Origin of the sequence: Mucilaginibacter lutimaris (genome assembly GCF_042676625.1) — a bacterium.
GTDB lineage: Bacteria > Bacteroidota > Bacteroidia > Sphingobacteriales > Sphingobacteriaceae > Mucilaginibacter > Mucilaginibacter lutimaris.
The window spans coordinates 378936-392564 of sequence record NZ_JBHTIA010000009.1; the positions used below are offsets into that span (position 1 = coordinate 378936).

Consider the following 13629-nt stretch of genomic DNA (forward strand, 5'->3'; position numbering starts at 1 on the left):
CCAAATAACTCCTGTAAGCCATGGCCCGATTATCTGTCAACATCAACAAAATAGCTACACTGCGTAACTCGCGTGGTGGCAACAATCCCAATTTGGTAAATGTTGCTAAAGATTGCGAACGTTTTGGCGCGCAGGGTATCACCGTACACCCCAGGCCCGACGAAAGGCACATACGCTACCAGGACGTTTTTAACCTGAAAAAGATAGTGACTACCGAGTTTAACATTGAGGGTAATTGCCAGGAGCAAAAATTTGTAGACCTGGTTTTGGCCAGCAAGCCCGAGCAGGTTACCCTGGTGCCCGACGCATTGGGGCAGATAACATCAAACCATGGCTGGGATACTATTAAGAACCAAGACTATTTAAAGGATATTATAAAAGTATTTAAAGATGCCGGGATCCGTGTGTCAATTTTTGTTGACCCGGTAATTGAAATGGTAGAAGCAGCCGCCACTACCGGCACCGACCGTATTGAACTTTATACCGAGGCTTACGCGCACCAATATCATATTAATAAAAAGGATGCTGTTGCGCCATACGTAAAGGCCGCCGAAGTGGCACATAAACTTGGCCTCGGTATAAACGCCGGGCACGACCTCGATCTGCAAAACCTGCAGTATTTTGCGCAGAACATCCCTGCTTTAGATGAGGTGAGCATAGGCCACGCCCTGATAAGCGATGCCTTGTATTACGGATTGGAAAACACCATCCAGATGTACCTGCGCCAGTTAGCTTAACGTATAATAGTAACGCTTCCCGAGAGCAGATCGCAAGGTGTATTGAGGTTAATAATGTAGTAATATACACCTGCAGGTAATTCGGTAGCGCCTTGTTTGCCCTCAAAAGGTTTTGCGTACTCTTTCGACTCGAACACTTTTACACCACCCCTGGTAAATACCTGTACCATGCTACCCGGGAATTTTTCTAACCCGGTTATCTTCCAGTAATCGTTAATGCCATCCTGGTTAGGGGTAAACGCGTTGCCAAACTTTACATCAACTAAAACCACCTCTACATGTACTTTGGTGCGCAGGCTTTCGCAGGTGCCAATGTTGTATGATACGTAGTAATCGCTGGTTTCGGCAACAGCAATATTAAAAGAGCCCTTTGTGCTTTTTTGTAAAGGTTGTGTAGATGTTGCGGTGGCATACAGGTTATAGTTACCCTCTATCTTGTTGGTTACGGCGAGGTTAACAGTCTCCGGTGAGCAGATCCTCTTATCCGTCAATACCGGCGACGCCGGAATAAATTGTATGTTGTCAACCTCAATATGTTCTGCCACAAGCGGGATGGCGCAAGGGGTAGCATCGGTAACTACAAGGCGGTAGGTGCCTTTGCCAATACCGTTTAATGAGGGTGTATTACCACCAACCGGCTGCCCGGTTACTTCGTTGGTCCATTTGTAGTTGTAAGGCGCAATACCACCCGTAACGGCAATGCCATCAATATGGCCAAGTTTTTGGTTACACTCATCGGCAGTTGGCGTGGGGTTATTGGTGGCCGCAAAAGCAAGCAAAGCGGTTTTTTTTACCTCGAACGAACCAAGCGTATTTTGGCAGTTATACTTATCGGTAGTTATAAGGGTGTATACGCCCGGCTCAAGCCCGGTTATTTGGTTTGTGTTTCCTCTCGGCGTATTACCTGCATCTACCCATTGCAGTGCCTGGGGTATAATATTGCCACTAAATTGCAGGCTGATGCTGCCGTTATTTAAATCGCAGGTAGCAGGTATGATATTTTGACTGTAGCTAAACACTTCGGGCTGTAGCCTTACTACTGTAAAAGTCCTGCTGTTGTCACAGCCGGTTAAAGTGTTTTTTGCGTACAGGGTGTACTGTCCTTCGGCAAGAGGGCCAATGTTATGATAATTTGCCGGAGTAGTAGGGATAGGGCCGTTTGGTCCTGTCCACTGGAAAAAGTCGGCATTATCTACATACACGTTTTGAATGGCGCCGTTATTAAGGCCACAGGTGGCAGGCGTCCTGAACGCGTCTGAGATATTAACCGAATTGGTTTCCTGAATTTGAATATACGGAGTAGAGTAGGGGCTGCACTGGCTTTGGTCCCTTAACTCAAGTTTATAATATCCCCCTTTAACGCCCACAAGGTCCTTGCTTGTTTTACCGGGAAGGGGGTTGTTATTGCTATCGTACCACTGATAGCTTAATGTTCCTATCCCTACATAAGTAGTTATGTCTTTAATAGACCCCTCGGCAATGCCACAACGGGCTGTAGCAACATTCATGGTAGAGAGGTCGTAATCGGGCCCTGGTTTTGGCGTAATGGTAAAGGCGCCCGCGGTAACTTCACATCCGGCCTCATCGGCAATGGTTACTGTATAGGTGCCGGCGGGTACAATGCCCTGTTTAGAAGTTGATTTTATCTCGCCCGCTATGTTTTTCCACGTAAAGGTAACATTACCGGTACCTCCCTGATAATTAACATCAACGGGGAAGAACTTTTGCCGGCATTCCGGGGTGGGCTGTATAATGTTCTGCACTTTTATCCGCTGGTCGTTTATAATAAACAACCTTGTGCTTTTTTGGCAGCCACCTGGGTATTGTACAGTTAGCTGGTAGGTGCCGGGCTGTAGATTGGCAACACTTTTAGTATCGGCTATCGGGGTTAACGTACCGTTCTGTTCTTTTTTGTCCCAGTGGAATAGCAAGCCGTTAAAAGCGGGTTTAATAGTAACACTGCCATTATAAGCACAGGTGAATTGTTTAACCTCAATATCGCTGTCGGCAATTTCTAACGACGAAAATGGCGATGTGTTATTGTTGGCATCGGTAGCGGTTGCAACAACCGGGCTGCTGATGGTGCCGCTATAGGTCCATTGGCCATTGGCATCAGCGTTTACCGTGGTGATGTAAGTTTTACCCTGGCAGTTGGTGTAACCGCATGCATCAGCATAAAACAATTCAATTTTTGAGTTTGGCGTAGCAACGCCGGATACCGTACTGCTGCTAAAGCTGATCACCTTTACAAAGGGCACCTGATAATAAAAGCTGCTTACATTAATGCCATAATCTTTATTACAAAAAATGCTGTTGCGGCTAATTAAGGTATGGGCGCTGTTTAATACTTCGATGCCGTAAGTATTGAAACCAATAATATTAGGGTCGCCCGGGTCAGGGCCCCCAATGTTACTTTTGGAATTTATGCCGGCATGTATACCCTCGCCATTAGCAAGGTCTTGCGTACCGGTAATATCTGTGCCAATTTTGTTGGCCCGCATAGTAAAATCAGCGTTCTCGATATATACGCCGTAGGTACGCTGGCCCGATATAAGGTTGTTATAAATAGCAACAGCCGACCGGGGGATGGTAAGTAAAATACCGTAGGTTTTTACGAATGCGCTTTGCTGAAAAATGGGTAGATTTTTAAAGTCGGCGGTACCTGCAAAGTTGGTCCCTATCTTATTGTTTTGGATAAAGATATTAACCATGAAGGTGGTAGAATAATTATTTGAGATATTTATGCCCGTAACGTTTGCCGATATGACATTGCCCATGTTAGCCACCGCGCCACCAATAGTTACCGTAAAAGTTGGTGTTAAATTAATACCGGTTATATTGGACGACGCGGTAAAGCCATCGTCAAGCAAACCAATAATATTACTTTGTACCTGAATGTCAGATACCGACATATCATAATAGTTGCTTGTGTTTACAATGCCGTTGATATTCCCGCATAAAACGTTGCCTTTACCGGGCGCCCCTATCTTTATGCCCGAAGCCTGCCCAACAATTACAATACCCGATCCCTGCCCCATGTCGGGGTTAACAATGCTTGTTATTTTGGCAAAATTACGGATATATAAGCCGTAGATCTCAATATCTTTTGCAGCGTTTCCGCTGTTAAAAGTATCGCCATAAATTGTTAAAGCATTATAATAAGCAGGTGATGTTTCCGGCTCGATAATAATCCTCGCATCTGATACGCCAAAAACAGCACCTGTTTGTGTAGTGCCGTCGATAATTAGGTTTGATGAAACATAAGGCAACTGGGTTTTTAGCCTGATGACACGGTCTGACACCAACGATCCGGGCAGTGCAAAAACAATAATGTCCTGCGTTGCAGTGCCGTTGGCGGCTGCATTAATTAAGGCTTCGCGGAAGGTTCCCGGCCCGGCATCGGCATTGCTGGTAACCGTAAAAGTAGCGCCCAAACATAGCCGGCAGCAGAAAAATAAAATTGTGATGAGTAGTAAAGGTTTTTTCAAAAGCATAAACAAGTAGGCCCCGTAAAGATATATATTCCTTAAGAAACCAGCGCATTATACTCAGAGAAAACGCTTGCAAAAAGGGAGCAATCAAATTGGAAACCTCCCGCCGCTATCGCCCTTTTTAAACAACAAAGACTATTTCACTCAGTAAAATAGTCTTTGTTGATTAGTAATAGTCGCTTATTTAAGCGTTAGGGTCGGTGCAGCAAACCAGGTCTTGCCCTGTTTGGCAATATTGTATTTGGTTTGGTGTATAAGTACAGCCATAAGTTAACAGTGGTGGCGGGGCCTGGCATGAGCATCCTGGAGGGGGAGGTAATTTACCACCGCTTACATTTTTCATTTCAGTTCTTGTTAATTGTTTCATGTTATTTAGTTGTTATTAGTTTCCGTTGTTGAGGGTGTAAGTTTACATTACGCCACGGCTTAAAGGTTATATAGCTGGTTTCTGTTAAATTAATACCTTGCGTAATTGAGTATTATATTATCTATTAGGCAATATAAATGTAATTGTTAAGAAACAAAAATTGTTAGATAATAATTTTAAGAATAATTTCCTGGCATATTAGTGCTCCTGTAAAACCAGTGTCACTATCGTATTACCCAATTGTTATTCGGTGGCTAATTTGTACCTTTGCGGTAAATTTTAAGGGATACCCATTTCAATGAAGCTGAACATAGATTACCAGGAAAAATTCCAGCAAAGGCACATAGCGCCAAACCAGGCAGACACCGATAAAATGCTAAAAACCATCGGTGTAAATTCGCTTGATGAATTGATAGATGAGACCGTACCGGCGAAAATAAGGTTAAAAAAACCTTTGAACCTGCCGCCTGCAAAAAGCGAGTTCGACTACCTGAATACGCTTAAGCAAACAGCTTCAAAAAACAAGGTATTTAAATCGTACATCGGCCAGGGTTATTATGATGTAATTGTGCCTGGTGTAATACAGCGTAATATTCTCGAGAACCCGGGATGGTACACGCAGTACACGCCTTACCAGGCCGAAATTGCGCAGGGCCGTTTACAGGCTTTGTTAAATTTCCAAACAATGGTAATAGACCTTACCGGGATGGAAATTGCAAACGCATCGTTACTTGACGAGGGTACCGCCGCTGCCGAGGCGATGTTCATGCAGTACAGCCTGCGTAAAAACACCGCTGCCAATGTTTTCTTTGTGAGTGAAGAGGTTTTCCCGCAAACCATTGATATTTTAAAAACCCGCAGCGAGCCTTATGGTATTAAGCTGCAAATAGGCAACCATGCTACTACCGAACTAACTGATGATATGTTTGGTGCCATGGTGCAATACCCGGCGGGTAACGGCGCGGTTTACAACTATACCGATTTCGCCAACGCACTGCACGCCAAAAACATTAAGCTAACCGTTGTTGCCGATATTATGAGCCTTATACTGCTTACTCCTCCGGGTGAGTGGGGTGCCGATATTGTAGTGGGCAGCACGCAACGTTTTGGTGTACCAATGGGCTTTGGTGGCCCGCATGCGGCATTTTTTGCTACTAAAGAAGAATACAAACGCTCTATCCCCGGCCGCATTATTGGGGTAACTATTGATAGCGCAGGGAATTATGCACTGCGCATGGCTTTGCAAACCCGCGAGCAGCACATCCGCAGGGATAAAGCAACCTCAAATATTTGTACCGCACAGGCGTTACTGGCTATTATGGCCGGTATGTATGCCGTATACCACGGCCCGCAAGGCTTAAAATTAATTGCCGAACGCATCCACGGGTTAACCGTTTTGCTTTCTAATTCTTTAAAAGAATTAGGTTACGAGCAGTTGAATGATACCTACTTTGATACCCTTAAAGTTGAGCTTGGCGCATTGGCCGGCCCTATAAAATCTGAGGCGCTGAATAACGAGCTTAACCTTAACTATAAAGGTACGGTGGCAACTATCTCTATTGATGAAACTACATCACCCGAGGATATTAAAACCATTGTACGTTTCTTTGCCAAGGTTAAAGGCAAAACCCTTGCCGACTCCAACTTCGAAAGCCTGAAAGAAAGTGTTGAAGGTGTTATCCCGGCAGAGCTACAGCGTACATCTGCATACCTAACCCATGGTTTGTTTAATTCGCACCACTCTGAGCACGAGATGCTGCGCTACATCAAATCTTTAGAAGCTAAAGATCTTTCGCTTTGTCATTCTATGATAGCCTTAGGCTCATGTACCATGAAGCTTAACGCTACTACCGAAATGGTACCTGTTACCTGGGCGGAGTTTAGTAAAATGCACCCATTTGCACCAACCGACCAGGTTGGTGGTTACATGCAGCTGTTTGATGAATTAAATAAATGGTTAAGTGAAATTACCGGCTTCGCGGCCATGAGCTTACAGCCAAACGCAGGTGCACAGGGCGAGTACGCAGGCTTAATGGTTATCCGCGCTTATCATAACGACAGGGGCGATAGCCACCGTAACATCGCTTTGATCCCTTCATCGGCACATGGTACCAACCCTGCATCTGCTGCTATGGCAGGGATGAAGATTGTGGTTGTAAAATGTGACGACGCCGGTAACATTGACGTTGCCGACATGAAAGCCAAAGCCGAGCAGTACAAGAACGAACTGTCGTGCTTAATGGTAACTTACCCATCAACACATGGTGTGTTTGAGGAAAGCATCATCGAGATCTGCGAGATCATTCACGCTAATGGCGGTCAGGTTTATATGGATGGCGCTAACATGAACGCGCAGGTAGGCCTTACGAGCCCTGCCAATATTGGCGCTGATGTTTGTCACCTTAATCTGCACAAAACATTCTGTATCCCGCATGGCGGCGGTGGCCCGGGCATGGGGCCAATTGGTGTAGCTAAGCACTTAGTGCCTTATTTACCCGGCCACGCGGTTGTAGATATTGATAATGGCAAAGCCATCCACGCGGTATCTGCCGCGCCATGGGGTTCGGCCTCTATCTTAATTATCTCGCACGCGTATATCGCTATGATGGGCGGCGAAGGTTTAACAAATGCTACCCGTTACGCTATCCTGAATGCTAACTATATTAAAACCCGCTTAAAAGACCATTACAGCGTGTTGTACACCGGCACAAAAGGCCGTTGTGCCCACGAGATGATATTGGACTGCCGCTCGTTTAAAGCCTTTGGTGTTGAGGTTACTGATATTGCCAAACGTTTAATGGATTATGGTTTCCATGCGCCAACAGTATCGTTCCCGGTTGCGGGTACGGTAATGGTGGAGCCAACGGAATCTGAACCAAAGCATGAGCTTGACCGCTTCTGTGATGCCATGATCTCTATTCGTGGTGAGATAGAAGATGTAGCTAATGGCGTATCTGATAAATTAGATAACCCGTTGAAAAATGCTCCACATACCGCAGCTGTAATTACCGGTAACGAATGGGAGCATCCATACACCCGCCAAAAAGCGGCTTACCCGCTGCCTTACGTAGCACAGTTTAAATTCTGGCCGTCGGTTGGTCGTGTAAACGATACTTATGGCGACAGGACATTAATTTGCTCTTGTCCGCCGCTTACCGATTACGAATTTGAAGAGAGCGAAGTAACTACGCCGGAATACGGAACTTGATAATAGATGTGCATATGTGTGGATATGCGGATGTGCAGATAAATAACTAAATTAAGGCTCCTTGTTTAAGGGGCCTTTTTTGTACCCATACTTGCCGATCTTACTTTTTTAAAATCTTCAACCAGTTGAACTTTTTTGTTGCCGCGGAGGTGGACCTTTGTATCATGGAAAACAAAAAAAGTATAGAAGAAACCATTCAGCTCTACACCAGCGCGTGGAACGAGATTGAACGTAATGCCATCCGCGAAAAGATCGATCAATGCTGGTCAGATGCCGGGACATATACCGACAAGCTAACAGACACCATTACCGGGCGCGACGCTATAACCGATCTTATCGTCAGTTCGTACGATCAAATGGGCCCGCGCACCTTTAAGGTACTTGATGAACCGGTTACCCATCACAGCAGCGGCCGTTTCCGTTGGCTGGCTATCCGCCCCGAAGGTTATCCTGTAGAGGGCATGGATTATTTTGAATTTGATGAGCAAAACCATATTACCCGTATTGTAGGCTTCTTTTAAGTATGAGAGTTGTAACTATCCCGGATACCGTGCAAGGCACAGGACCGATACTGATGTTGAATATGCTTAAATTTGCAGATCGTCGCCTTTACATGGAAGAATATATTCCCGCCTTTAACCGGGTGATGGAAATGTTAGGTATGGAAGCGAAAGTTAACCTCGTAAGTAACGTATTAGCAAGTATTATAGCTGATAAAGACGAAAACTGGGATGCCATTGCTATTATTGAATACGACAGTGCCGAGGCGTTTTTAAAAGTGGCGCAAAGCGATGCTTACCGCGATATTGCCGAACCGCTGCGCCTGGCCGCACTTGCCGACCTAAAATTATACATGACACGCCGGGTTGCGTTGTAATACCTATATTAGCGTATGCACCAGCTTATTCTGAATAATTTTGCCATGCATATAGCACTTGCCCCTCTTGAACAGGAGCAAGTGCTTTCCTTTTTTCAAATTAAGGAGGTGAATAAACGCAGCTGGTTGCTGCACGCCGGAGAAACCGACCGCTATATTTATTTTGTAAAGCGTGGTTGCCTGCGCATGTTTTATACCGATAAAAGCGGCGAAGAGCATAACATCGGTTTCTACCCCGAAAACTGGTGGGCCTGCGATATTGTAAGTTTTTTTAAAGAAAAGCCCTCAGCAAATGCCATTCAGGCACTGGAAGACAGCGAGGTGTATTACACATCGTTACAAAAGCTGGAGAACCTGTTCCAAACCATCCCAAAGTTTGAGCGCTTTTTCCGTGTCCTCACGCAAAATGGCTTTGAACTGTATCAGCGCCGTATAACCTCACAACTTTATAAAACGGCCGAAGAGCGCTATCTCGAATTTCGTAAGCGATACCCCGGCCTGGAGCAGCGCATCGCGCAAAAGCATATTGCCGGCTATTTAGGCATTACACCTGCATTCTTAAGTATGATGCGCAAAGAGAGCAGGGTATAACTTTTTTAGCCCAATTCCCAATAGCTAAAAAAACGGCTTGGTGGGATAATTTTTTAAAAGAAACTAACCTTAGTATCCTCAACTCTGACATACTTTAATAAATCAAATCTTGCGCAGCCATTTAAAGTTTTTAGCGGTAAAATTTGATGCATTAAGAATACCATCCGCAACTTAGAATAGGAATGCTTTGTAACAATCTGAATACACACCATTTGCGTATGTGTGTAAATATACCTTTACTTCAATTTAACTATTGATAGGCAAATGCTCTAAGGGAAAACTCTTTATCGTTTGTGACGATAATCTAATAAATTATGTAACGTTACAACTGTAAGGAATATAACTTTTTTATTTGCGTTTCCGTATAAAGACAATATGAGCCCTAATAACGACAAAACAGTAAGTGTTTTATTGGTTGATGATGACGAAATAAATAACTTTATCTCTATAAAGTTGATAAAGAAGGCTTTGACCAATACAGATATTATGGCATGCCTAAATGGGAAGTTCGCGATTGATCAACTGGCTGAGATTCAGCAAAAAGACCCGAATAAACTGCCGGATTATATATTGCTGGATATAAATATGCCTATAATGAATGGCTGGGAGTTTTTAGACGAGTACAAACGCCTTAACCTCGACCCATTGGGTAAAAGCAAGATCTATATTATCTCCTCATCGGTTTTTAGTAACGATATTAACAAAGCCCGATCGTACCCCCTTGTAAAGGATTTTATCTCAAAACCGCTTAACGTAGAAAAAATTAAAGAGCTTTTTGGCGTATCGCCTAACTAAACAGGGCTTACGGTAAATGCCTCGTTTTGGTAGCTAACTGTGCCAATGGCAGTTGCGCGGGCATGGTAAAATAAACATATATCCCCTTCTGCCGCGGCTTTTTTGCCATATTTAATCCTTAGTTCGGCCGAACGGTGCCCGTCATAATCGTACTTGGCTACAAACTTTCTGATCAACTGCTCCGGTTCGGGAAGTTCATCCCCGCCAAAGAACACCTTTTGTCCTTCAATATCTATCCAAAACACCTGGTGAAATTTACTATGCCCGCCGGATAGTTCATACTTAATGCCTGGTTTATACTCACCGCTGCCTTCTACAAAATCTATTTTGGCGCTGTTTTGCAGGGCCTCAAATATCTCTGCATGGTATGAAGTCGATTTACCGCTTAACCCAAATTCAAACTCATCTTTTTGAATGACGTGTGTAGCCTGCGGAAAGCTTGGCTCTAATCTGCCGTTACGTTCTACAACCAAACCGCCCGAATGGTCGTAATGCAGGTGCGACATGAGTACAAGGGTAACATCCTCCGGATCGAAACCGGCGTTGCGAATGTGCTGGTGAAGCAACAGCTCGTCGCGGGTGTCTTTATAGCCAAGTCCGGCATCTAATACAATAAGGTCATCCGCGGTTGTAATGAGGAAGGGGTTCACGTGAATAAAAAGTGAGCCCGGCCGGTCGCGCTTGCTATCGGTTTCGGGGTTAAAGGGGATAAATTTTTTAGTAGCATCAACCGAATACGAGCCCTCACCTAAAGCAAAAATTTCCATAATGTAATGTTTGCGCAAATATAACCCACAAATTTTAAGCAGGCGAATATTGGCCATTTTAAGGACGTTTTGCTGACTAATGTGTAACGTTTTTAATCAGACTACGTCTACTTATAAACAGATTTATAAAATATTTTAAATAAAATTTTGATATACGAAAACTATCGTACATATTTGTACGAAGAAATTCGTATAACTTTTACAACATGGATTTAAAACCGACTGAAAGCGAACTGGAAATATTGCAGGTGATTTGGAAAAGAGGGCAGTGCAGCGTTCGTGATGTGCACGAGGAATTGACTAAAAACAAAGATGCGGGCTACACCACAACGTTAAAATTGATGCAAATAATGCACGAAAAGGGTTTGGTAGAACGCGATACCGCAGCTAAAACGCATTTATATAAAGCGCTGATAACCCGCGAACAGGCACAGCAGGGTGCGCTCGATAAAATTATATCAACGGTATTTAAGGGTTCAACGTCCGACCTGGTGATACAGGCCCTGGGCCAGCACCGTGCATCAAAAGATGAGATAGATGCCATAAAGAACTTTTTAGATCAGTTTGAGGGTAGAAGAGATTAGAGGTTAATTAATTAGAGATTAGGATTTAGCATTTAGAGTTTAGGATTTAGGTTTTAGAATTAAGCCATATGGAAAACATACTGTACAACATCAGCCAGGTATTGGGGATCACCATTATCCATTCGTTATGGCAGGGGCTGCTTATTTATTTCCTGTTAAGAGTTGTGCTGCTGTTGGCAACCGGGCTTTCATCATCAAAAAAATACTTATTTGCCGTTAGCAGCCTGTTGGCTATCACCGGGTGGTTTGCATATACCCTTATAGCTGAGATACAACTGTATGACTGGCTTGCTAAACCCGCCGATCTTAAGAATATGCCATTGTTGGCAAGTTTCCCACATAGTATACAGCAGTTTGGCAATCAAAGCATCCGTTATTATTATAGTATCGAACGCTACCTGCCTTACGTAACCGGTGTATATGCTTTAGGCTTGGTATTAAACATGGTCAGGGTAGTGCTTGCCCACCGCAAGATCCGCGTTATTAAACGTACCATGAGCCTTGGCGTGCAGTTGCAACAGCAAATTACCGCCTTTGCTAAAAAAATGGATATAACCAGAACCGTAAAAGTTGGCTTTAGCCAATTTGTTGACGTGCCTTGTATAGTAGGCTACTTTAAACCGGTTATCCTGTTGCCCTTTACTTTGTCAACCTACCTTGGGTCCGAAGAAATTGAAGCCATATTAATGCACGAACTGGCTCATATTAAACGTAACGACTACCTTATTAACCTGCTGCAGCAAGTTGTAACCACGTTGTTATTCTTTAATCCGTGCGTGTTACTTATCAACAAAATAATAGGCGAAGAACGCGAGAACAGCTGCGACGATATGGTTGTAGATGCTACGCAAAACCCTGTTGTTTATGCTAAAGCTCTGTTTAAACTGGAGCAAAACCGCCAAAACGAGTTACAGTTAGCGCTGGCTGTAACAGGCAAAAAGTATTATTTATTAAACCGAATTGAAAGGATCATGAAAACAAAAAAACAAATCCCAAGCGTGCGGCCAACATTAGTGGCCATGCTTATACTAACCTTAAGTGTTGGCAGCTTAGCGTTGCTAAACCCCCAGATTGCACAAGGTAAAATATCAGTAAAAAAGATTACGCCAGAGGCAATAAAAGCTATCTTAACAGATACCATTCCTGCAAAAAAGGCTGTAAAATATCAGGCAAAGGCTACTAAAGCTATGGCCCAAAAGGCAAAGGCCGAAGCTAAATGGAGTGCTAAAGCAGTTGCCGAAAAAAATAACGGCCATGTGTACTATAACTATAACGGCTTAAACGACCCTGAGTTGGGCCGCCTGAGCAAAGAAGTATCAAAACATGGCGACGCTATAGGTAAATATTATGAGAGCGCTGCTTTTAAAGCCCAAAGCGAACAAATGGATAAACTGGGTAAAGATATTGACGCGTTTTACAACAGTGATAAAATAAAGCAGGCAACTGCCGCGCAGGAAAAAGCTGCCGCCAAGTTTGAGAGACAATGGGGTAGCCGCAGCGGAAAGATAGATGAATTGAGCAAGCAAATGTCGGCAGCGGGTGAGGTAATGAGCAAGTATTACGAATCCAAGGATTTTAAGGATATGAACGCCCGTATAGCTAAAAAATATGGTGTGCCTGTTAACGGAACGTTCACCTACGACGAACGCGACCATAACGAAAACTACCGTAAATACCAGGATGAGCTTAAAAAGAACATCCCTGCAGATGTGTTGCAGCAGCAGGATAAGATGAAGGAACTGGGCAAGCAAATGCGCTCATACACCAACGACCCTGAAGTGCAAAAAGTACGTGAAGAAATGCGTGCCGCAGGCGATAGGATGCGCGAAGCATTTAACAACCCGGATATTAAACTGAAACAGGAAGAGATGCGCAAAACAGGCCGTGAAATGCGCGCTTTTACACGCAACCCCGAAATTGAAAAGGAGAAAAAGGCTTTACGGGAGGCATCAGAAAAACTTAGGGCTTACACTAAAACGCCCGAGTTTAAAAAGAAAGTAGCCGAATACAGGAAGGCGCATCCGGAGCAATATTACAACTGGAACAACAATAACGATGAAAAGCCGGAGGCTGCCGAAAAGCCCGAGGCACCCGAGAAACCGGAACCGGCTGAAAGCAATTAAGTTTAGTGAGTGGTTGGGTGGTGATTGGAGAATAGTGGAATAGAGATTGTGATTTGAGAACCACTCACTACTTAACTTATTCAACCACT

11 protein-coding genes are annotated in these 13629 nt (G+C 44.1%); 8 read left to right on the top strand and 3 right to left on the bottom strand.

The annotated features are described in order from the left end of the window. Nucleotides 1-20: 20 nt before the first annotated feature. Entirely contained in the window at nucleotides 21-737 is a 717-nt protein-coding gene (locus ACFQZI_RS14360) for a pyridoxine 5'-phosphate synthase (RefSeq protein WP_377143584.1), read from the top strand. Here ACFQZI_RS14360 and ACFQZI_RS14365 read toward each other — a convergent pair. Both ACFQZI_RS14365 and ACFQZI_RS14370 read right to left on the bottom strand, forming a co-directional pair. Further along, complete coding sequence (locus ACFQZI_RS14365) at nucleotides 734-4225, bottom strand: gliding motility-associated C-terminal domain-containing protein (protein ID WP_377143586.1); 3492 nt, start codon at nucleotides 4223-4225, stop codon at nucleotides 734-736. The two genes, ACFQZI_RS14360 and ACFQZI_RS14365, sit on opposite strands and share 4 nt — an antisense overlap. A gap of 187 nt (nucleotides 4226-4412) precedes the next feature. Then, the gene (locus ACFQZI_RS14370; protein ID WP_377143588.1) at nucleotides 4413-4595 is read right to left on the bottom strand and encodes a hypothetical protein; all 183 of its coding nucleotides are present in this window, start codon (nucleotides 4593-4595) and stop codon (nucleotides 4413-4415) included. A 298-nt stretch (nucleotides 4596-4893) separates the two neighbouring features. Here ACFQZI_RS14370 and gcvP point away from each other — a divergent pair, with 298 nt between their 5' ends. The 5 genes from gcvP (at nucleotide 4894) to ACFQZI_RS14395 (ending at nucleotide 10066) form a co-directional block, all read left to right on the top strand. Further along, nucleotides 4894-7803 carry an aminomethyl-transferring glycine dehydrogenase gene (gene gcvP / locus ACFQZI_RS14375; RefSeq protein ID WP_377143590.1) on the top strand — a complete coding sequence of 970 codons (2910 nt, stop codon included), beginning with the start codon at nucleotides 4894-4896 and terminating at the stop codon, nucleotides 7801-7803. Between the two features lie 164 nt (nucleotides 7804-7967). Next, entirely contained in the window at nucleotides 7968-8324 is a 357-nt protein-coding gene (locus ACFQZI_RS14380; protein ID WP_377143592.1) for a nuclear transport factor 2 family protein, read from the top strand. A 2-nt stretch (nucleotides 8325-8326) separates the two neighbouring features. Further along, complete coding sequence (locus ACFQZI_RS14385; RefSeq protein ID WP_377143594.1) at nucleotides 8327-8680, top strand: hypothetical protein; 354 nt, start codon at nucleotides 8327-8329, stop codon at nucleotides 8678-8680. 15 nt (nucleotides 8681-8695) lie between these two features. Beyond that, a complete protein-coding gene (locus ACFQZI_RS14390) occupies nucleotides 8696-9271 on the top strand; it encodes a Crp/Fnr family transcriptional regulator (RefSeq protein ID WP_377143596.1) in 576 nt (191 codons plus the stop codon). A 375-nt stretch (nucleotides 9272-9646) separates the two neighbouring features. Continuing rightward, complete coding sequence (locus tag ACFQZI_RS14395; protein WP_377143598.1) at nucleotides 9647-10066, top strand: response regulator; 420 nt, start codon at nucleotides 9647-9649, stop codon at nucleotides 10064-10066. Here ACFQZI_RS14395 and ACFQZI_RS14400 read toward each other — a convergent pair. After that, the gene (locus ACFQZI_RS14400; RefSeq protein WP_377143600.1) at nucleotides 10063-10833 is read right to left on the bottom strand and encodes an MBL fold metallo-hydrolase; all 771 of its coding nucleotides are present in this window, start codon (nucleotides 10831-10833) and stop codon (nucleotides 10063-10065) included. The two genes, ACFQZI_RS14395 and ACFQZI_RS14400, sit on opposite strands and share 4 nt — an antisense overlap. Nucleotides 10834-11039: 206 nt before the next feature. Between ACFQZI_RS14400 and ACFQZI_RS14405 the strand changes: the two genes are divergently transcribed. Then, a complete protein-coding gene (locus ACFQZI_RS14405; protein ID WP_377143601.1) occupies nucleotides 11040-11417 on the top strand; it encodes a BlaI/MecI/CopY family transcriptional regulator in 378 nt (125 codons plus the stop codon). Between the two features lie 68 nt (nucleotides 11418-11485). Further along, complete coding sequence (locus tag ACFQZI_RS14410) at nucleotides 11486-13540, top strand: M56 family metallopeptidase (RefSeq protein WP_377143603.1); 2055 nt, start codon at nucleotides 11486-11488, stop codon at nucleotides 13538-13540. The last annotated feature ends 89 nt before the right edge of the window (nucleotides 13541-13629 follow it).